15 protein-coding genes are annotated in these 19980 nt (G+C 61.3%); 9 read left to right on the top strand and 6 right to left on the bottom strand.

Features of this window, described 5'->3' with window-relative positions:
• The first annotated feature begins 327 nt into the window (after positions 1 to 327).
• The 3 genes from T424_RS20395 (at position 328) to T424_RS0107455 (ending at position 4876) form a co-directional block, all read left to right on the top strand.
• Entirely contained in the window at positions 328 to 2163 is a 1836-nt protein-coding gene (locus T424_RS20395; RefSeq protein ID WP_051558846.1) for a methyl-accepting chemotaxis protein, read from the top strand.
• A 309-nt stretch (positions 2164 to 2472) separates the two neighbouring features.
• Positions 2473 to 3717, top strand: a complete 1245-nt coding sequence (locus T424_RS0107460; protein ID WP_027487183.1) for an aromatic ring-hydroxylating oxygenase subunit alpha — start codon at positions 2473 to 2475, stop codon at positions 3715 to 3717.
• Positions 3718 to 3796: 79 nt separating this feature from the next.
• On the top strand, positions 3797 to 4876 hold the full coding sequence (locus T424_RS0107455) for a hybrid-cluster NAD(P)-dependent oxidoreductase (protein WP_027487182.1): 1080 nt from the start codon (positions 3797 to 3799) through the stop codon (positions 4874 to 4876).
• Between the two features lie 65 nt (positions 4877 to 4941).
• Here T424_RS0107455 and T424_RS0107450 read toward each other — a convergent pair whose 3' ends face one another.
• Positions 4942 to 5547: a DUF6656 family protein gene (locus T424_RS0107450; RefSeq protein WP_027487181.1), complete on the bottom strand. Its 606-nt coding sequence runs from the start codon at positions 5545 to 5547 to the stop codon at positions 4942 to 4944.
• Positions 5548 to 5838: 291 nt separating this feature from the next.
• Here T424_RS0107450 and T424_RS0107445 point away from each other — a divergent pair, with 291 nt between their 5' ends.
• A complete protein-coding gene (locus T424_RS0107445; RefSeq protein WP_027487180.1) occupies positions 5839 to 6309 on the top strand; it encodes a BA14K family protein in 471 nt (156 codons plus the stop codon).
• Between the two features lie 48 nt (positions 6310 to 6357).
• Here the strand turns inward: T424_RS0107445 and T424_RS0107440 are convergent, their stop codons facing one another.
• The 3 genes from T424_RS0107440 to T424_RS0107430 all read right to left on the bottom strand — a co-directional run bounded on the left by T424_RS0107440 (position 6358) and on the right by T424_RS0107430 (position 9563).
• Positions 6358 to 7353: a transporter gene (locus tag T424_RS0107440; protein WP_027487179.1), complete on the bottom strand. Its 996-nt coding sequence runs from the start codon at positions 7351 to 7353 to the stop codon at positions 6358 to 6360.
• A gap of 174 nt (positions 7354 to 7527) precedes the next feature.
• Positions 7528 to 8571 carry a ligand-gated ion channel gene (locus T424_RS0107435; RefSeq protein ID WP_027487178.1) on the bottom strand — a complete coding sequence of 348 codons (1044 nt, stop codon included), beginning with the start codon at positions 8569 to 8571 and terminating at the stop codon, positions 7528 to 7530.
• Positions 8568 to 9563, bottom strand: coding sequence for a cache domain-containing protein (locus T424_RS0107430; RefSeq protein ID WP_027487177.1), 996 nt, complete (start codon positions 9561 to 9563; stop codon positions 8568 to 8570). Before T424_RS0107430 ends, T424_RS0107435 begins: the two co-directional genes overlap by 4 nt.
• 206 nt (positions 9564 to 9769) lie before the next feature.
• Between T424_RS0107430 and T424_RS0107425 the strand changes: the two genes are divergently transcribed.
• The 4 genes from T424_RS0107425 to T424_RS20385 all read left to right on the top strand — a co-directional run bounded on the left by T424_RS0107425 (position 9770) and on the right by T424_RS20385 (position 15418).
• On the top strand, positions 9770 to 11563 hold the full coding sequence (locus tag T424_RS0107425; protein ID WP_027487176.1) for an acyl-CoA dehydrogenase: 1794 nt from the start codon (positions 9770 to 9772) through the stop codon (positions 11561 to 11563).
• 76 nt (positions 11564 to 11639) lie between these two features.
• Positions 11640 to 12398 carry a crotonase/enoyl-CoA hydratase family protein gene (locus T424_RS0107420; protein ID WP_027487175.1) on the top strand — a complete coding sequence of 253 codons (759 nt, stop codon included), beginning with the start codon at positions 11640 to 11642 and terminating at the stop codon, positions 12396 to 12398.
• A gap of 335 nt (positions 12399 to 12733) precedes the next feature.
• The gene (locus T424_RS20390) at positions 12734 to 14857 is read left to right on the top strand and encodes a methyl-accepting chemotaxis protein (protein WP_210164382.1); all 2124 of its coding nucleotides are present in this window, start codon (positions 12734 to 12736) and stop codon (positions 14855 to 14857) included.
• A 252-nt stretch (positions 14858 to 15109) separates the two neighbouring features.
• Positions 15110 to 15418 (top strand): hypothetical protein, encoded by a 309-nt coding sequence (locus tag T424_RS20385; RefSeq protein ID WP_154664831.1) that lies wholly within the window; start codon positions 15110 to 15112, stop codon positions 15416 to 15418.
• Between the two features lie 44 nt (positions 15419 to 15462).
• Here T424_RS20385 and T424_RS0107405 read toward each other — a convergent pair whose 3' ends face one another.
• Positions 15463 to 16719, bottom strand: coding sequence for a class I SAM-dependent RNA methyltransferase (locus tag T424_RS0107405; RefSeq protein ID WP_027487174.1), 1257 nt, complete (start codon positions 16717 to 16719; stop codon positions 15463 to 15465).
• Between the two features lie 56 nt (positions 16720 to 16775).
• Complete coding sequence (locus T424_RS0107400; protein WP_027487173.1) at positions 16776 to 17531, bottom strand: TlyA family RNA methyltransferase; 756 nt, start codon at positions 17529 to 17531, stop codon at positions 16776 to 16778.
• A 424-nt stretch (positions 17532 to 17955) separates the two neighbouring features.
• On the opposite strand from T424_RS0107400, the gene T424_RS20380 reads away from it, so the two are divergent.
• The gene (locus tag T424_RS20380; RefSeq protein ID WP_051558844.1) at positions 17956 to 19782 is read left to right on the top strand and encodes a HAMP domain-containing methyl-accepting chemotaxis protein; all 1827 of its coding nucleotides are present in this window, start codon (positions 17956 to 17958) and stop codon (positions 19780 to 19782) included.
• Positions 19783 to 19980 lie beyond the last annotated feature (198 nt).

Below are 19980 nucleotides of genomic sequence, written 5' to 3'. Positions count from 1 at the left end.
AATTAATATATATGTAATATACTCACGCCAATATCCGGTTGCTTTCGGGAAAATTGCACGCAAGTGCCGGTTATCCTGACTGTGTCGGGGCATCCTCAAGGTTTTAAAGCAGCGTCCTGCCGCGTGAAGCGCGATCCGGCCGGATGATGCGTGATGAAGCAAGCCATTGAGTGGTGATCTCAGAGCATTTCCAGGAAAAGTGTCGTTACGGTTTTCCGTCCGGAAATGCGGGAAAACAAAAGCTTGGAGCGCATCCGGTGAATTTCTGCTCACCGGATGCGCTCTCAGAGCATTGCCAGGAAAATGCCTCAGGAGCGGGAAACGTCGATGTCATTTCTAACCAATATCACCATCGCCCGAAAGATTTACGTGGCCTCTGGCCTTGGCATCGCCATGGTGCTGGGATTGGTGGCGAACGAGCATATGACCAGACGCGCCATCGATGCCGCTGAAGACATCGTAAAGCGCGAGCGCACCATTCTCGACAGTCTCTCGACAAGCGAGCGGATGCTGGTGGAGATGAAAAGCGGCGTGCGCAATGTCATGCTGGCGCCGACGGTGAAGGAAGTCGAAGACGAAATGACGTCCGTCACCAAAGCGGCCGCGGCCGGGCAGGACGCGCTCAAGCCGGCGCTTGCGGTCGCAACCGATACGGCCACTTTGCAGACCATTTCCGCAGGCTTTGCCGATTATGCGGCCGCCGCCGCCAAAATCCGCGATTTCGTCAAGGAACAGCGGGTGCAGGACAATCACGATCTTGTGGCGCTGACGGCCAAGCGCGATCAGATCACGCGGCCCGTCACCGCCCGGCTTACCGAAGCCTTCAAGTCCTCTGTGACCAATTCCCGCAAGCTCACTGCCGACGCGCTTGCCTATCTTCAGCTTGTCCAGGAATATTCGCGGCTTGTGACGCTGGGCATTGAGGTCATGATCGTGCTGATCCTGCTTGCCACGACCTTCGTGCTGCGCAGCACGGTGGTGCGTCCCATCAAGCTTCTGGTCGATGCGATGAACCGGCTTTCTTCCGGTGATACGCAGCGCCGGGCCGATTTTGGCCCGCGCAAGGATGAAATCGGGCTGATGTCGGACGCGGTCGAAGTTTTCCGCACCGATGCCGTGGCCAAGCGACAGCTGGAGGCGGAGGCCGAAGCGGGCCGCTTGCGGCTGGAAGAGGACCGGAAACTTGCCCAGGAACGGGCGCAGGAAGAGGCGCGCGCGCGCCTTCTTGTCGCGACCTCCGGCCTTGCGACGGGGCTCAAACGGCTGGCAAGCGGCGATCTGACGGTGGAGCTCAACGAAGCCTTCTCCGAGGAATTCGAAAATCTCCGTCACGATTTCAACCAGTCGGTGCGCACGCTGGGCCTGACCATGGGCGCGGTGCTGGAATCGGTGACGAATATCAACAGCGGCTCCAGCGAAATCGCCTCCGGCGCGGGCGACCTCTCCAAGCGCACCGAGCAGCAGGCGGCATCGCTGGAGGAAACCTCGGCCGCACTCGATGAAATCACCGTGAATGTGGCCAATTCCGCCCGCCGCACGCAGGAGGCGCGCTCGGTGGTCATCGAGGCCAACAAGGCGGCGCGCCAGTCCGGCGAGGTGGTTGCCAATGCGGTGGAGGCCATGCAACGCATCGAAACCTCCTCCAATCAGATTTCCAACATTATCGGCGTGATCGACGAGATCGCTTTCCAGACCAATCTTCTGGCGCTGAATGCCGGAGTGGAAGCCGCGCGTGCCGGTGAAGCGGGCAAAGGCTTTGCCGTTGTCGCGCAGGAAGTGCGCGAGCTTGCCCAGCGCTCGGCCCAGGCCGCCAAGGAGATCAAGGACCTCATCCGCAATTCCACGCAGGAGGTTTCAACCGGCGTGACGCTGGTGCGCGATACCGGCGAGGTGCTGAAGACCATCGAAGGCTATGTCGCAACCGCCAATGGCCACATGGACGCCATTGCCACCTCCGCCCAGGAACAGTCCGTCGGTCTCAACGAGGTCAACAGCGCTGTCAACCACATGGACCAGATGACCCAGCAGAATGCCGCCATGGTGGAGGAAACCACCGCCGCCAGTGCGTCGCTGGCAGGCGAGGTCAACAAGCTGCGCCAGCTTCTGGGTCAGTTCCAGATCGGCAAGGCTTCCGCCGGTGGATATATGTCACGGGCCGCATGACGGGCGGCTGGCGCATCCGGGAAAACGGCAAGCCCGTTTTCCCCCAAATGCTTGCCCGGCTGTCGCAAACAGCACCATGTCGCAATCCATATCTGTGATGTCGTAGGCCAAGGCGGCAGAACGCCATGGCTTATGGCTAGATAGAGACAGTCTCAAATCCGCTGAAAGGGAATGGTTCCGATCCATGAAATGGGGTAGGATCAGTGCCTGGGGAAGGGGCTGGATCATCAGGCATGGGTTGCGCTGTGCGCTCGCGGGCGGAAAATTCCACCTGTTCGATGCTCTCGCGCTCTTGAGAAAGAGGGTATCATGGATCTTCAAAGCACTGTTCTGCGCCAGCTCAAAAACCGGCGGGAAGGCTTCAGCCTGGAGCAGCCCTTCTATATCGATCAGGATTATTTCAAGCTCGATATGGAGATGATCTGGTATCGCGACTGGCTCTTCATTGGCCATGATTGCGAAATTCCGAAGGCCGGCAATTACGTCACCGTGCAGATCGGCGATTATCCGGTGGTGATCGTGCGCGGCCGCGACGGCGTGATCCGCGCCTTCCACAACACCTGTCGCCATCGCGGCCACCGCGTCTGCACGCAGGAGCGCGGCGCGTCTGCAAAGCTGGTCTGTCCCTATCACCAGTGGACCTACGATCTCGATGGGTCGCTGGTCTTTGCCCGCCAGATGGGCGAGGATTTCGACAAGTCGCAATTCGGCATGAAGCCCGTGGCCTGCGAAACCATGGCGGGCTATATCTTCATCTGTCTGGCCGCAGAGCCTGTGGATTTTTCCACCTTCCGCGCCACTGCCGAGCCTTATGTGCTGCCGCACCGGCTGCAAGAGGCCAAGGTTGCGCACAAGAACACCATCATCGAAAAGGGCAACTGGAAGCTCGTCTGGGAAAACAACCGCGAATGCTACCATTGCGCCGGCAACCATCCGGAGCTTTGCCGCACCTATCCGGAAGCGCCTTCGGCCACCGGCGTGCAGGGCGCGGGCGAGGATCCCTTCATTACCGAGCATTGGCAGCGCTGCGAAGGCGCAGGCCTTCCCAGCCAGTTTACCATGCATCAGAGCGGCCAGTTCCGCGTGGCGCGGATGCCGTTGATCGAGGAAGCCGAAAGCTACACCATGGACGGCAAGCGCGCCGTCAAGCGGCCGCTTTCGGACGATGTGAAGATCTCGCATATCGGCACCATGCTGCTCTTCCATTATCCCACCACCTGGAACCACCTTCTGGGCGATCATGCCATTTCCTTCCGCGTGCTGCCGATCAGCGCCGAGGAAACGGCTGTCACCACCACCTGGCTGGTGCATAAGGATGCAAAGGAAGGCGTCGATTACGACATCGACCAGCTCACCCATGTCTGGAACATGACCAACGATCAGGACCGCGCCATTGTCGAGGAAAATGCCTTCGGCATCCGCTCGCCCGCCTATGAGCCCGGCCCCTATTCGCCCGATCACGAGGGCGGCGTCATGCAGTTCGTGGAATGGTACTCCAATTTCATGATAAACCGCCTGCAAGGCGACAAGCAGCGCCTTTCCGTGGTGGCCTGATCCCTTCCGGGGCCGGATTTACCGGCCCTTTTCTCCACATGTCACGCAATGTGCCTCGCGCATTCCCCACCGGTAAATCATGGCAAATATTTCCTACAAGCATGTCGATGAGATGCGTCCCTGGTCCGACAGGGAGCATCTTCTGGAATGCGTCGCCTGGACGCCGGAAGCGCCGGGCGTGATGACCTTCACCTTCAAGCCGGACAGGCCGGAACACTGGTTTCGCTACCTGCCGGGCCAGTTCGTCACGCTGGAACTGCCGGTGGGACCGGAGCCGGTGCTGCGCACCTATACGCTCTCCTCCAGCCCGTCGCGGCCCTATACGGTGGCGGTCACGGTGAAGGCGCAGGCCGATTCCATCGGCACGCGCTGGATGTTCGACAATCTGAAGCCGGGCATGAAGATCAAGGCCTTCGGGCCGCTCGGGGACTTTTCCTATGTGAAGCATCCGGGCGAGAAATATCTGTTCATCTCGGCCGGTTCCGGCATCACGCCGATGATGTCGATGACCCGCGACATGGCCGACCGCCAGCCGGATAGCGACATTGCCTTTCTTCACTGCGCCCGCACGCCCGATGATATTATTTTCCGCTGGGAACTGGAATACAAGGCCCGTTATCTGCCGCATTTCCAGCTCGGCTTCATTGTCGAGGATTTGCAGCGTTCGCAGCTCTGGACCGGGCTGAAAGGGCGGATCGACAAGGCGAAAATCGCGCTGCTGGCGCCTGATTTTCTGGAGCGCACCGTATTTTGCTGCGGGCCGGAACCCTTCATGGCCACCGTGCGCGAAAGCCTTGCCGGTGCAGGCTTCGACATGGCGCGTTATCACGAAGAAAGCTTCAAGCCCGCCGCGCCGGACGTGCCGGTCTTCGTCAACGAGGAAGGCGCGGAGGCAAAGCCGCTCAAGGTTTCCTTCTCCATGGCCGGTAAAACCGCGACCTGCGAGCCCGGCTTTACCGTGCTGCAAGCGGCGCGCTCGGTGGGCGTGCGCATTGGTGCGGCCTGCGAATCCGGCCTGTGCGGCACCTGCAAGGTGATGAAGCTTTCCGGCGAGGTCGAGATGAACCACAATGGCGGCATTCTCGATGAGGAAATCGAGGAGGGCTATATCCTCGCCTGTTGCTCACGTCCGAAGGGTGACGTGGAGGTGGAGGTCTGAGGAGAAAGGGAAACGTGGAATCCATATTCCACCTTCCCCAAAGGCTGCCGTGAGGGGAGGCCCCCTCACATGCTGGCAATGATCTTGCGCAGCGCAGAGGTGCGCGCACCCAGCAGCAAAACGTTTTTCAAGGCCTGCATGGGGTCTGCCGTCTGGAACAGCAGGCCGTTATCGCGGATGGAGCGGTCGATGACCATTTGCCGCTGCTTGGGATCGGGCTTCAGCGCCACGGCAAAATACATCCGGCCATATTGCGGGGTGATGCGTTTGAAAAAACCTTCCTCGCCACCAATGTCGGCATTGAAATTGGCGATGTAGAAGGCCCAGGGCACATCGGCATAATCGTGAAAGCTGCTGCGGGCGGCGGTGACATGGCAGTAGCCGAGATGGGGAATGCCATCCAGCGTGCGATGAAACACCACCTTGGGAAAGCGAATGGCCTTGTGAAAACTGTTGATGCGCTGATGCGTGGTCTCGCCCGCTGCCTCCAGCCGTTTCCCGGTGCGGGTGGCCACCTCTTCATAGGTCAGATAGCGCTTTTCATCGGCCAGCCAATCCTCGCTGTCACGCATGATCTTGCCGGTGCGCAGAAACTCGCTGTGAATGGCCTTTGGCAGGCGAGGGGCCTGATCCTCAGCCTTCGGCGCGGCATAATATCTAAGCTTCGACATGACAGCCTCCCGGACAACGCAGACGAAAGGTCATTTTTCCGCCTTGCACTTAAGAATCCCCTAATATCGAGGGTGTCAGGCGTTGCCGCCTCGTGCTGGCCGTGGAACAATGTCCTTTCAACGGAACAGAACCTAACCCTCCGGCATTTCGCGAGGCTTGCTGCGTGGCTGTTCGCGCTGCCGTTAATGGCCGGTTCAGGTGTCCGCCTCTAGATTCCGCTTCAGCATGAATCCGGCGCCTGCCCCATGGAAGGGTGCCCCTTCGAATGCCCTTTGGCAATGGAGAAAAGGATGACGAAGATCAAAGCTTTTGCGGTGGCTGTCACCGGCCTTGCCGTTCTGGCCACCAGTGTGTCCGCCGCCGGCGCCATGCCGCTTTCGCCCTATGCTGCGGCAGGTGTTGCCGATCAGCCGGGGCTGGTGCAGCAGGTGCAGTGGCGCGACGATGGCTATTACCGCCGCCCGCCGCCGCCGCCCGGCTATTATGGTGGTTATCGTGGCTACCGCGAGTTTCGCCCCGGCTATCGTCGCCATCGGGATGGCTATTGGTATCCGCTGGCGGCTTTTGCCGCGGGTGCGATCATCGGGGGTGCAATAGCCTCGCAGCCGCGCCCGGCGCCGCCGCCGCCCTCCTATGGCGGAGGCATCAATCCGCGCCACTATGAATGGTGCCAGATGCGTTATCGCAGCTATGACAGCTACAGCAATACCTTCGTGAATTACGACGGTATGCGCCAGCAGTGCTACTCGCCCTATTATTGAGGCGCTCCACTCAGCGCTCTTGCGTGTTTGACGCAAATACGCAAGAGCTTACAATATGTTCGCCCGCCGCAGCACCAGCCAGGCCAGGAAGATGGAGCCCAGCATGAGGCCGGTGGCATAGATCCACCCCTCCGGCCCGGTGGTAAAGGGCAGGTGCGAGGTGTTCATGCCGAAAAAGCCGGTGACGAGCGAGGGCGGCAGCAGAAAGGCCGTCATCAGCGACAGCACGTAAAGATGCCGGTTGGTTTCCGAGGTCTGCTTGGAATCGATTTCTTCATGCAGCAGGCGGGCGCGCTCATGCAGGGCGTAAACATCGTGATCGGCTGATTCCAGCCGGTTGATCAGCCGCGAGGCGACATCTTCGAACCCCTGCGGAAACTCATCTTCATCCACGGCGGAGGCCCGGCGCATCAGGCTCAACATGCCGCGCAAATGCCGGTGCAGGCGCACGATCACCCGGCGCACGGGCGCAAGACGGGTGCGCTCGTCGCGCATGTCCTCGCCATATACCACATCCTCGATGCGGTTGATCTCGTCGGTCATTTCCAGCACGAGCTGGATGATGCCGCGCTGAAACTCGGCCACCAGCACCTCATAGACATGCAGCGGGGAGGCAAACTTCGCCGGGTTCTTTTCAATGGCGCCGCGCAGCAGATCCACAGAGCGTATGGGCTGGAGCCGGGTGGTGATGATGAAACGGTCCGACAGGGCAAAATGCAGCCAGCCGAGATCGCGGGTCGCGGCATCGAATTCGCGCTGGAAATCGACAAGCGTGCCAAAAATGAGCTGCTCGTCCACGCCCAGTGCCGCGTGATGCTCATGGGTGATAAGGGCCGTGCGGGCGGCCTCGTTCAGCCCGGAAAACTGCTCGATAAAGGCGGGAACGCGGCTATCGGCCAGATTGAGATGCAGCCACAGAAAGCCCTGCTGCGGTAAAAGACCGGTTTCTGCCTCCTGTGCCGTCAGGCGCCGGGCATGGCCGTTGGCGGCATCGATGTGATAGGCCCAGACCAGCCCGGGCAGGGCGGAAACGTCAGTCAGCATTCGGACTCCAGACGTCTTGGATATTCTCGCGTTTTGCCGTCCTGGCATTTCCGGAAAAATGACAGGAAAAACAAGAGCGGGACGGCAAGGCCACCCCGCTCTTGTTTTTGACTGGCGGGGACGCGCCAGGCAAGCCGGGATTATCCCCGCAACATGACAGGCATATAACAGCCTTCACACCATGGAACGAATAATCGCCGCGAAGCAGACAATCAGAAAAATGGCGGGAAGGGAATATTTGACATTGGCGATGATGGTGCTTTCCAGCGCCGGATAACGCTCTTTCCCCGGAAATCTGGCGTGAACCAGAATGACATTTACCAGAAGCACGAAGATCAGGAAGAAATAGCCGATCGAAATCATGAAGGCGACGGGCGAATCCATGGATATCGACCCCGGAAAGCTGGCGTCATAGGTAAAGCTCAGGGCCGCCAGCGCCAAGAGCGAGGAAAAGGTCAGCGGGGCTTTTTCCCCCAACAGCCGCTCTGGCGCCCACAGCACGAAGATCGCCACAGACATGACGGCGAGATAAGGAATGAAGATCGGCAGAATGTAGAATTGCCAGTTGCGCCCCACCACGGCATCGGCCACCACCCGCACGAAGGGGCGCGCATTCCAGCCATAATAGCGCTCCATCACGAATTGCAGCGAGCCGGGATGCCAGTTGATGGTGGAAAGGCTGGAGGAAATGGTGGAAAGCTCGCGGTCAATATCGTTCATGGCATAGATTACCTCATCGGCCGAATAGCGCGGCGAGGTGAGCGAGAGTGACAGCCGCTGCCGGTCGAAGGGAAAGCTGTCCATATCGATCGAAACGCGGAAATCGGCATCCACCCTGCGGATCAGCGTCACCGTTCCATCGGCGCGGATGGAAAGCGAAAGCGATTGCGAGCGCGGCTCGCTGATGCGGTTTTCAAACCGCGTGGCAGGCGACCACATTCCGGCAAGCCGCGCTTCGGCTTCCTTTTCCACGTAATCATAGCGGGCAAGGCCCTTGTCCAGTGGATTGAAGGCAAGGCCCGGATCGCGCCAGCGCTCCGTGGTCTCGATCAGCATGGAGGCCTCGCCCAGCGTTTCCTGAATACGGGAAATGTTGAGAACCCGCATGGAGACGTTGACGACCACGGGCAATTGCACGGCGGGAAGGCCAGGTTCGTCCGCATGGGCCGGGGCGGCGAGGGAGACGAGGGCGGTAAGGAGCGCAAGAAGCCGTCTCATGCAGCCTCTCTTTCTTTGCCGTCTGCAAGGGGCTTCAGCACCAGCGCACGCACCGTAACCATGATGATGGAATAGGCGGCAATCAACCCGCATAGCGCCAGCGCGACCGCCGTGACGATTTCCCGGTTCAGCACGCTGTCCAGCCCGGAAAAATTGCGGGCAATCAGGATGGAGCCGATCATCCTGCCGCTATAATCCAGCAGCGGCTGGCCGAGAACGCCGATGGTTTCACCATCGATGCGGCTTTCGCCCTGAAAGATCTCCCGCGAGAGGCGGATTTCGCCAGAGGAATAGAGCCGGTTGAACAGGGCCGTATCGGTGGCGCTTTCCACCGAAAGCGATGCCGCCCCGCGCGATGCATCCTGCCCCTGCTTGGTCAGGCCCGTCATGGCCGGGCTGGTGAAGAGGGCGAAATCGGCCGCGCTTGCCGATTTGGCAAGATCGAGCAAGGTCTTGAGATCGGTGCCGACCTCCACCGTGCCCACCACGCGCTCGCCATCGACAATCGGCGCAATGGCGCGCAGGCTGAGGCCCGCAAGGCCCACTTCCAGCCCCTTTTGCGCCAGCCGGGTGCGGTTGGCGGCCACGATCATCGGCCGGAAGGACGACAGATCCTGACCGAAATTCTTCGGATCCTGCACGCGCAGGAAGGATTTGATGTCGGCGGAATGAAAATGCAGCATGTTGACGCCAGCGGTTGCGTTCAGCGCATCGTAACGCGGCTTCATCAGCGCTTGCAGGCCATCGCGGTCGCCCGCGGCCATCAGCTTCACCACGCGCGGGTCGCTGGCGATTTCCTCCGCATGGGTCAGCGACAACAGCGCCGATTGCGACATGGCCGTCGTCAGCACCAAAGCGGTGGTGCGCATGTCGGAGGCCTTGCTTTCGCGCAATTGCTGCTTGCTGCTGAATATGACGATGCCAAGGGCTGCCGCCAGCACAAGGGCAATCAGCGGCGCGATGGTGAGAGCAAGTCGCGTGGAAATGGACATGCGGCCTCCGGAAAAACAGGTGATGTTTCCCGCGATACGCCGTGCCGTTCCTCAAGCAAACGGCCAATTCTGGGCTTTCCGCCTTGCCGGTCGCCACAACCGGATTTGTTGACGTTTACGTAAAAATCAATTAGCCATTCTTCAGGAGTGTTGCCACGCCGTTCAAGGTCTGGCGACAGGCATGAGGACTGCGGAGGAGTGCTGCCATGTACAAGGCGCCGGTTGAGGATATTGCCTTTACCCTGAAACATGTTGCCGGTCTGGGGCCTGCCCTTCGGGCGGGCGTTTTCGGGGATCTGGCGGAAGATCTGGTAGATGCCATTCTGGAGGAGGCGGGCCGGTTCAGCGCCGAGGAGATCGTGCCGCTGGCTGCAAAGGGCGACAGTCAGGGGGCCCGCCTGACCGAAAAGGGCGTGGTGCTGCCGGATGGCTGGGCCGATCTTTACCGCCGCTGGGCTGAAGGCGGCTGGAACGGGCTGGCGCTCGATGCCGGTTTTGGCGGGCAGGGCCTGCCGCATATGCTGAACGTGGCGGCGCTGGAAATGTGGAATGGCGGCTCCATGAGCTTCACGCTTGGCCCGGTTTTGACCATGGGGGCGGCGGAGGCCTTGAGCGCCCATGGATCGGACGCGCTGAAGGCGATCTATCTGGAAAAAATGATTTCCGGCGAATGGATGGCGACCATGAACCTGACGGAGCCGGGCGCGGGCTCCGATCTCGGGGGCTTGCGCACCCGCGCCGAGCGCCGCGAGGATGGCAGCTACCGCATTTTCGGCCAGAAGATCTTCATCACCTGGGGCGATCACGACGCCACGGAAAACATCATCCATCTGGTGCTGGCGCGCCTGCCGGATGCGCCCGCCGGATCACGCGGCATTTCGCTGTTTCTGGTGCCGAAATTTCTGGTGAAAGAGGATGGCGCCCCCGGTGCGCGCAATGATCTGCACTGCCATTCGCTGGAGCATAAGCTCGGCATTCACGGCTCGCCCACCTGCACGATGATTTATGGCGATGGAAAATTCGGCACGGAGCCGGGCGCCATCGGCTATCTGATCGGCGAGGAGAACAAGGGGCTGGCCTGCATGTTCACCATGATGAACAATGCGCGGCTGGCGGTTGGAATGCAGGGTGTTGCCATTGCCGAGGCCGCCACGCAGAAGGCGCTGGCCTATGCGAAGGAGCGCCGTCAGGGCAAGGCCCCCGGCTGGTCCGGCGAGGGGATGAGCCCGATCATCGAACATCCCGATATTGCCCGCACCTTGCTGGTGATGAAAGCGCTGACGCAGGGCGCTCGCGCCATATGCTATGCCTGCGCCCACGCCATCGACATGAGTCATGCCGAAGCCAGTGAGGTTGCAGGTGGCGATGCCCGCCATTTCGCCGACCGCGCCGCGCTGTTGACGCCGATTGCCAAGAGCTTTTCCACCGATATTGGCGTGGATGTCGCCTCCATGGGCATTCAGGTGCATGGCGGCATGGGCTTTATCGAAGAAACGGGGGCCGCCCGCCTGCTGCGCGATGCCCGCATCGCGCCGATCTATGAAGGTACGAACGGCATTCAGGCCATCGATCTCGTCACCCGCAAGCTGCCGCTTTCCGGCGGCGACCACGTGCGCGGCTTCATTGGCGAACTGAAGGCCATAGCGGTTGCGGTGGATGCTTCCAACCGTCCGGGTTTCGGGCAGACGGCCACGCGGCTGTTTTCGGCCATCCGCGATCTGGAGGAAACGACGGAATGGCTGCTGGCGCGGCTTGCCGAGGGGCAGCAGGCTCAGGCGCTTTCGGGGGCTACGCCCTATCAGCGCCTGTTCGGCCTCACCCTCAGCGGGGCCTATCTCGCCAAGGCGGCGCTGGCCGATGAGGCCATGAGCCGGCGCGAAGCGCTGTGCCGTTTTGCCGCCGAAAACCTGCTGGGCGAAACCTCGGCCCTCAAGGGCGCTATTCTCGGCGGCAGCGAAAGTCTTGCCGCAGCCCGCAATGTGCTGGAAGAGGTGGGGTGACGGGCAGAGATCGTCACCCGACAGGCCTTTGGTATCATAGATTTGCGCTGCGGGGCCGCAGCCTTGGGGAGTTGCCATGCAGGATGCCATTCTCATCGCGCGCGCGCCAGGCCATGCCGGGGTGCTGGTTTTGCGCTTCAACCGGCCGGAAAAGAAGAACGCGATAACCTCGGCCATGTATCACCGCATGACGGAGGCACTGATTGCCGCCAATGACGACGAGGACATTCGCGCCATCGTCTTTCTGGGAACGGAGGGCTGTTTTTCCGCCGGCAACGACATGGCGGATTTCATTGCCTATGCCCTGTCGGGTGCGGGTGGCGAGCCGGCCGCCTTTGCCTTTCTCAAGGCGCTGGCCGGTTGCCGCAAGCCGCTGGTGTCAGGCGTCGATGGTCTGGCCATCGGCATCGGTACGACACTGAACATGCATTGCGACCTGACGATTGCTTCCTCGCGCAGCCTGTTCAAGGCGCCCTTTGTCGATCTGGCGCTGGTGCCGGAGGCCGGTTCCAGCCTGCTTGCGCCGCTTGCCATGGGCCATCAGCGCGCCTTTGCGCTGCTGGCGCTGGGGGAGGGGTTTTCCGCCGCCGAGGCGAAAGAGGCGGGCCTGATCTGGAAGGTTACAGAGCCGCAGGAGGTGGAGGAACAGGCGCTTGCCGCCGCCGCCCGGCTTGCGGCCAAGCCGCCGGAGGCGCTGGCCATTGCCCGACGCCTGCTGCGGGGCGATCAGACCGCCCTGATGGCGCGCATGGAGGAGGAGCTGCATCACTTTCTGGCCCGGCTGAAAAGTGCTGAGGCCATGGCGGCGTTTCAGGCGTTCATGGGGAAGAAATAGCATGTCGCGCAAAAGTGTTTAGCGGTTTTGCGATCACGACATGCGTTGCAAAAAGCATGTCGTAGCCAAAAGTGTTAAGCGGTTTTGCGGTGGGGGAGGCAGCGCCGGGAATATATTTAAATTACATATTTTAAAAAAATCATATAAAGGTAGCGAAAACGGCGTATTTTTAGCAAATGATAAGGATTTCGCGCTTAGTGGTTGCCGTGCCGAACACGGGAAATCGACCTTTCCCGCGCAGCGCATGAGGCTTTGCGACTTGACCCTTCGGCAATGAAATGGCGCTCAGCGCCACTGCCGACTTGCTCCCGCGAACCCTCACAGGATGTCCAGCCGTGTTTCACAAAGCCAAATTGATGACGCGCATTCTCGTCATTGCCTCTTCCGTTGTCCTTGTCTCCTTTGCGGGCTTTGCCGTTTATAACGATGGGCGGCAGGCCGATCTCATGCGCCAGTCCCTGCAATCGGAGACCACCAGCGCGGGCACGCTTGCGGCTGAGAGCGTGTCGCACTGGCTGGGGGCTTCCGTGCAGATGACGGCCATGGTGGCCAGCGCATCGGCCGGTCTCGACAAGCGCGAGGAGATTTTCGGCGTGCTGCGCAACGATGCGCTTTCGGGCTTTACCAGCGCCTATGTGGGCGATCAGAACGGCGTGTTCACCGAATGGCCGGAGACGAAGTTGCCGGAGGGATACGACCCGCGCAAGCGTCCGTGGTATCAGGCCGCCGTCAAGGCCAATGGAGCGATCATCACCGAGCCGTATGTGTCGGCCTCCAGCGGCGAGCTGACGATGACGGCGGCAGTGCCCCTTGTGCGCAATGGCAGCATTATTGGCGTTGCGGGCAGCGATTTCTCTTTGAAAACGCTGGTGCAGAAAATTTCCGCCATCGATCTTTCCGGCAAGGGGCAGGCCTTTCTGGTCAATCGTGACGGCAAGATCCTGATGCATTCCAACAAGGATCTGATCAACAAGCCCATCGATGCGCTGCTGGAAAAGAAGACGTCCTTCTCTTCCAGTCTGGAGGAAAACAGCGTGGCAGGCCGTGACGTGCTGGTCAGCTTCGTGAATATTTCCGGCCTGCCGGGTGTCGAGTGGCGGCTGGGGCTGGTCGTGAACAAGGATGTGGCCTTTGCACCTTTGGCCCGCGCGCGCATGGAGGCGGGTATTGCAACGGTCATCGCCATCCTGCTGATGACGGCAGCGCTTGCGGGTGTGCTGTCGCGGCTGGTGGTGCGGCCTGTTCTGTCGATGACATCGGCGATGACACGTCTTGCCGCCGGTCATGTCGATCAGGCCATTCCCGGCGCTGACCGGCAGGATGAGATTGGCCACATGGCCCATGCCGTTGCCGTCTTCCGTGACAATGCCATCGAGCGCCGCCGCCTGGAAGGCGAGGCGGAGGAAAACCGCACACTCGGTGATCAGGAACGTCAGGTACGCGAGGCTGCAAGCCGTGAAGCGGCAGAGGAAATCCGTGCCGCTGTCGATGCGCTTGGCGTGGGTCTTGGCAGGCTGTCGCAGGGCGATCTCGTCTGCGAGATCGGCCAGCCGTTCCGTGGCGAGCTGGACCGGCTGCGGGTGGATTTCAACAATGCCGTGCGCAAGCTGCATGATGCGCTGGCGGAAGTGGGCCGCAATGCCTCTGCCATCGATGCGGGCGCCCATGAAATTCGCGGCGCCGCCGACAGTCTTGCCCGGCGTACCGAACAGCAGGCCGCATCCGTGGAAGAAACGGCGGCGGCACTGGAGGAAATCACCACGACGGTCACGGATTCCGCCAAGCGGGCTTCGGAGGTCGGGCGTCTTGTCTCACGCACCCGTCAGGAGGCAGAGGCCTCCGGCAAGGTGGTGGAAAACGCCGTCTCGGCCATGCAGGGTATCGAAAAATCCTCCGGCGAGATTTCCAGCATCATCACGGTGATCGACGAGATTGCCTTCCAGACCAACCTTCTGGCGCTCAATGCCGGTGTCGAGGCGGCGCGTGCGGGAGAAGCAGGCAAGGGCTTTGCGGTCGTGGCGCAGGAAGTGCGCGAACTGGCGCAGCGCTCCGCCAATGCCGCCAAGGACATCAAGGGGCTCATCCAGTCCTCCGGCCAGCAGGTGGCCTCCGGCGTGGGCCTCGTCAACGATGCCGGTGCAGCCCTTGCCTCCATTGCCGGGCAGGTGCAGGACATCAGCCGCCATGTGGAAGCCATCGTTACCGCCACGCGCGAACAGTCGGTCGGGCTTTCGGAAATCAACACGGCTGTCAGCAGCATGGATCAGGGCACGCAACAAAACGCCGCCATGGTGGAAGAGCAGACGGCGGCAAGCCACGGCCTTGCCCAGGAGGCGGCATCGCTGAACCGGCTGCTGGCGCAATTTTCCCTGCGCACCACCCCGGCGGGCACAGACGACCGGCGCTTTGCGGCGTGGGGCACAGATCGGCCCGAAAAGTGGGAACCGGTTTTCGGATAAGCCGATGTGGGAAAAACTTCGGCCCGAAAAGTGGGAACCGGTTTTCGGATAAGCCGATGTGGGAAAAAACTTCGGCCCGAAAAGTGGGAACCGGTTTTCGGATAAGCCGATGTGGGAAAAACTTCGGCCCGAAAAGTGGGAACCGTTTTCTTGCCGTGCGCAAAACCGCCCTTTCCGGGGCGGTTTTTGCGTTGACGATGAAAATCTGTCATGAGAGTGGGGCAGTGCTACAGATTCCAGGTAGGAGCCCCCATGCGTATGATGATTGCCGTCTTTCTGTCCACGATCAGCCTTGGGGCGGCGCTGCCGCTCGCTTCTGCCTCTGCTACGGGTCTGTCTTCCGGCAGCGTCGAGCTGGCGCAGGCGCAGCCCAACAGCACCAATCGCAACATTCCCGCTGAGGGCCAGGGCGTGCGGCCGCCGCGCTATGTCTGCATCATCAAGCCGCCGGCCAGCGACAAGCAATCGGGTCAATATAGCTGCCGCCGCTCTTCCGGGCGGGTGGGTGAAAGCTGCCGCTGCCCCAACACCGTGGGCACCGGCAAGCTGATGCAATATTGAGAATTCAGGCCGTCAGGAAACCTCGCGAGGGGCTGAGGCGTCTCCTACCCCTTGGTCAGCACGGCCACCACTTCCACATGGGCTGACCAGAGGAACTGGTCGATGGGCGTGATGGAGCGGATGCGATAACCGCCTGCGGTCAGAATGGCCAGATCGCGCGCCAGCGTCAGCGGATTGCAACTGACGGCCACCAGCGTCCTGACGTCGGATTTGGTAAGCTCGGCAGACTGGGCTTCGGCCCCGGCGCGGGGCGGATCGAACACCACCGCATCCAGCCCCTTCAGCTCGAAGGGCATGAGCGGACGGCGGAAGAGATCGCGCCGTTCCGCCTTGACCGGCTTCAGCCCTTGCGTGGCGCGGGCGGCGGCATCCAGCGCTTTCACCGCCTTTTCATCGGATTCCACGGCCAGAACCTGAGCCTTGCGGGCAATGCGCAAGGCGAAGGTGCCAATGCCTGCGAAGAGATCGGCCACCTTCTTCGCCTTGCCCAGTTCCGCCATGACCAGCGCAGCCATCGCCTCTTCGGCTGGCAGGGTGGCCTGGGTAAAGGCCCCCGGCGGCGGACAGACCAGCGCGCCACCAAAATCCAGCAGCGGCTTTTGCGGCTCGATGACGATTTCGCCATTCACGGAAAGCCGGGCAATGCCCTTCAGCTTCAGCACGGTATCGCTGAGGGCGCGGCGCTCGCGCTCCTTCAGCCCACCGCGCACGCCATCCAGAGAGACATCCAGCCCCGTGGTGGTTTCGATCACCGTCATGCGGAAGGCATCCGAGCCCGCGGCCATGCTGGCGCAAATGGCCCGGAGCGCCGCAAACCGCGCCATGACGGCGGGCGAGGTGATGGGACATTCCTCGATCGGCACGACCTGATGGGTGCCGGGCTGGTTGAAGCCGAAGATCAGGCCCTTTTCGCGGTTGCGCACCGTATAGACCAGCCTGCGGCGCTGGCCCTGCGAGGCCTCCACCAGCGGGGAAACGGGGGCATCGATGCCGCGCGCCTTCAGCGCGGCTTCCACAAGGCCGCGCTTGAAGGCATTATAGGCGCTCTTTTCCATATGTTGCAGGCTGCATCCGCCACAGGTGCCGCCCACGCCATCCGGGCCGAAATGCCTGCATTTCGGTTCAACGCGCTCTGGCGCGGCCTGGGTGATGGACATGATCGTGCCCTGATTGCCGACGCGGGCAACGGCAAGCGTCTCGCCCGGCAGGGAAAAGGGCACATAAAGCGGCCCGTCCGGCCCATGGGCAATGCCATCGCCTTCCGCGCCAAGGCTGCTGATCGTCACGCTCTGGGTGCTCATCGTCTTCCCTGTTTCATGTCCTGCCGGGGCTTTTGCCACCCGGCCCTGTCTTCACATCATGATGCGGCGGGCTTTTTGCCCGCCAGCAGAAATTCGGCGTTGCCGTCGCCGCCGGCAATCGGCGAGGGGATGAGGCCGAGGCTTTGCCAGCCCATGTCCTCCACCAGCCAGCGCTGCAACTCTTCTGCCACCTGCGGCGCCGTTTCCGGTGCTTTCAGCAGGCCCGCCTTGCTGATTGCCTCGCGCCCGGCTTCGAATTGCGGTTTGACCAGCAGCAGGCAGGATGCGCCCGGTTCTGCCAGCGAAAGGGCGGGCGCCAGCGCCAGCTTCAGAGAAATGAAGGAAACATCGGAAACCACAAAGCCAAACCGGCGCCCGCCGATTGCCTCGCGGTCAAGGAAGCGGGCGTTCAGCCCCTCATGGTTGCTGACGCGCGGGTCGGCGGCAAGGCTCTCATCCATCTGCCCGTGACCCACATCCACGGCAATCACATGGCTTGCGCCCCGTTCCAGCAGCACCTGCGTAAAGCCGCCGGTGGAGGCGCCGACATCGAGACAGACGAGCCCCTGCGCATCGAGCGCGAAATGATCGAGCCCCGCCTTCAGCTTGAGGGCCGCCCGTGACACATAGCCGCGGGCCGGGTCGTCGATCTCGATGCGCGCGTCGGAATGCACCGGCTGGCCGGGCTTTGTCACAAGTTTTCCATCCACGCGCACCGTGCCGCGCTCCACCGCATCACGGGCGCGGGAGCGGCTGGAAAAATGGCAAAGCGTGACCAGAAACTGATCGAGACGTTGGGTTTTCTCTGTCATGCGCCGTCAATGACCCGTTCCGTCCTGCAATGCAAGCCAAGAGCCGCAAAGCGCTATCCTCGTACAGCAGCAAGGGGCACGCAGCGCATTGCAATCATTCGCCCGTTCGACAGCCCCCGGAAAATCCCAGTGGAAACATGATGGATACGTGCAGTAGAGAAATATAAATATTTCAGGTTGTAATTTGTGTCTTCCCTGGAAGGTTACGTATATCAACACATATGGAAATATGAAATTTAATTCTGAAATTGCGCAGATACCCCCAAATATAATTCAAAAACGGGCCTCAACCGAGAAAGAAACGCACGTTTCGCGTGTAAAATTTTAAGAATTGAACGCCTACTAACATTAGAAAAATTTTGTCTAAAGCATCACAGGCTGGCTTGCTCCTGCGCGCGCGGGCCGGTGAACGGAAAGGCTTTGCATGAAACGTCCTCAAATCAAGACCGCGCTTGCCGGTTTGCTCCTTGTCCTTTCGGCGGCCATCGGACTTCTGGCCTATAGCGGCCTGTCCAGCATCCGCCAGATTACCAACGCTTCCCAATATATTGGCGATTACTGGCTCACACAGCTCATGTATGGCCGCGACATTCAGGCGGCCATGGGCGAATTGCGCATCAATTACGCCCGCTACACCATGGCGATGTCGCCGGAGGATTTTGCCGAGGAGGACCGGTCTCTGGCCGCCAACAATGCTGCCCTCGATAAGGCGATTGCGACCTATGAGGAGCGGATCGTAACGCCGCAGGGGCGCGAAAACATCAACCGCATCAAGGCGGCGCTGGCCGATTATCGGGCCGCAGGCCCTGCCTATCTGGATTTGCAGCGGGCCAGCAAGGATGAGGAGGGCGCTGCCTATTTCAAGCAAATCCTGCGCCCCAAGGCCGCCATCGTGACCCAGGCGGTCATGAATCTGGTGGCTGCCAGCAGGCAGCGCGCCGATGAAACCGTTCAGAAATCCGAGACCGATGCGACTATGGCCTTCTGGACGCTCTCGGGGATCGCATCCCTGTCCGGCATTCTCGCACTTGGCGGCATCTGGTTTGCCTTGGCCGGCATTGCGGCTCCAATCGGCGCCATCACCGGCTCGATGCGCCGCCTTGCGGGCGGAGATCTCGATGCCGCCATTCCCTTTGCCGGCCGCAGCGATGAAATCGGCGAAATGGCCAGCGCGGTCGAGCATTTCCGTCAGGCGGGCCTTGAAAACCGCCGTCTGGGTGCCGATGCGGAGCTTGCGCGCCAGAAGCAGGCGGCCATGCAGCATGAGACAGCCGAGCGCGCCGCCGATGAAGCCGAGAAACTGCGCTTTGCCACCGAAACCCTTGGCGAGGGCCTGCGCCGTCTGGCGGCGGGTGACGTCTCCTTCCAGCTTACCCAGCCCTTTGCCAGGGAGTATGAAGGCCTGCGCCACGATTTCAACAGCTCGCTCAGCCAGCTCGGTTCGGTCATCGGTTCCGTTCTTCATGCCGTGGACAGCATGGATAGCGGCACGCGGGAGATTGCCGGAGGCGCAAACGACCTGTCGCGCCGCACCGAGCAGCAGGCCGCCTCGCTGGAAGAAACCGCCGCAGCCCTGGACGAGATCACCGTCAACGTTTCCAATGCCTCGCAGCGTACCGAAGAGGCCCGCAACGTGGCCAAGCTGGCCGATCAGGAAGCGGCCAGCTCCGCCAAGGTCGTGGCTCATGCCGAAGATGCCATGCGCCGGATAGAGGAGAGCGCGCAGCAGATTTCCAACATCATCGGCGTGATCGACGAAATCGCCTTCCAGACCAACCTTCTGGCGCTCAATGCCGGTGTGGAGGCAGCCCGTGCCGGGGAAGCAGGCAAGGGCTTTGCCGTGGTGGCCCAGGAAGTGCGCGAGCTTGCCCAGCGCTCCGCCAATGCCGCCCGCGAGATCAAGGGGCTGATCCAGAACTCCTCGCAGGAAGTGGAAAGCGGCGTTCAGCTGGTGCGCGATACCGGCGTGGCGCTGAAAGCAATCGGTGAGCATGTCGGGCGTATCAATGTGCTGATGGATGCCATTGCCACCTCCGCGCGCGAGCAGTCCGTCGGCCTGTCGGAAGTCAATATCGCCGTCAACCAGATGGACCAGTCCACCCAGCAGAACGCCGCCATGGTGGAACAGTCAACGGCCGCCGCATCCTCGCTGGCCAGCGAGGCAAACCGTCTGAAGGAGCTGATCAGCCGCTTCCAGGTGGAGCCTGTCGGGATGCAACACGGCAACCTGAAGCTTCGCCGCGCCGCCTGAGGCGCCGGGTTGCCGGTCCTGTTCTTGACACTTGTCAAAACATTATGAGGCTTGCCTGAAAACCGCCGCCCAAAGCGGCGGTTTTCCTTTATCCACAAGCTTTGCGCGGTCCCGCGTAACGCTTTGTTAGACCTGCCGCGCTAGGTTTCGGCCGAAGGATAGGCCGGATCGGCCGGGTTGACAGTGGCTCTCATGCCA

Source organism: Allorhizobium undicola ORS 992 = ATCC 700741, assembly GCF_000621665.1.
GTDB lineage: Bacteria > Pseudomonadota > Alphaproteobacteria > Rhizobiales > Rhizobiaceae > Allorhizobium > Allorhizobium undicola.
This window is presented reverse-complemented; position numbering and strand designations above follow the sequence as displayed.

What these genes read in the sequence shown, in the direction of transcription:
- T424_RS0107435 (WP_027487178.1), bottom strand. Translation starts at nt 8,571, where the DNA reads ATGAGACGGCTTCTTGCGCTCCTTACCGCCCTCGTCTCCCTCGCCGCC.
- T424_RS0107455 (WP_027487182.1), top strand. Translation starts at nt 3,797, where the DNA reads ATGGCAAATATTTCCTACAAGCATGTCGATGAGATGCGTCCCTGGTCC.
- T424_RS0107430 (WP_027487177.1), bottom strand. Translation starts at nt 9,563, where the DNA reads ATGTCCATTTCCACGCGACTTGCTCTCACCATCGCGCCGCTGATTGCC.
- T424_RS0107425 (WP_027487176.1), top strand. Translation starts at nt 9,770, where the DNA reads ATGTACAAGGCGCCGGTTGAGGATATTGCCTTTACCCTGAAACATGTT.
- T424_RS0107450 (WP_027487181.1), bottom strand. Translation starts at nt 5,547, where the DNA reads ATGTCGAAGCTTAGATATTATGCCGCGCCGAAGGCTGAGGATCAGGCC.
- T424_RS20385 (WP_154664831.1), top strand. Translation starts at nt 15,110, where the DNA reads ATGCGTATGATGATTGCCGTCTTTCTGTCCACGATCAGCCTTGGGGCG.
- T424_RS20380 (WP_051558844.1), top strand. Translation starts at nt 17,956, where the DNA reads ATGAAACGTCCTCAAATCAAGACCGCGCTTGCCGGTTTGCTCCTTGTC.
- T424_RS0107400 (WP_027487173.1), bottom strand. Translation starts at nt 17,531, where the DNA reads ATGACAGAGAAAACCCAACGTCTCGATCAGTTTCTGGTCACGCTTTGC.
- T424_RS0107460 (WP_027487183.1), top strand. Translation starts at nt 2,473, where the DNA reads ATGGATCTTCAAAGCACTGTTCTGCGCCAGCTCAAAAACCGGCGGGAA.
- T424_RS0107445 (WP_027487180.1), top strand. Translation starts at nt 5,839, where the DNA reads ATGACGAAGATCAAAGCTTTTGCGGTGGCTGTCACCGGCCTTGCCGTT.
- T424_RS0107420 (WP_027487175.1), top strand. Translation starts at nt 11,640, where the DNA reads ATGCAGGATGCCATTCTCATCGCGCGCGCGCCAGGCCATGCCGGGGTG.
- T424_RS0107440 (WP_027487179.1), bottom strand. Translation starts at nt 7,353, where the DNA reads ATGCTGACTGACGTTTCCGCCCTGCCCGGGCTGGTCTGGGCCTATCAC.
- T424_RS20395 (WP_051558846.1), top strand. Translation starts at nt 328, where the DNA reads ATGTCATTTCTAACCAATATCACCATCGCCCGAAAGATTTACGTGGCC.
- T424_RS0107405 (WP_027487174.1), bottom strand. Translation starts at nt 16,719, where the DNA reads ATGAGCACCCAGAGCGTGACGATCAGCAGCCTTGGCGCGGAAGGCGAT.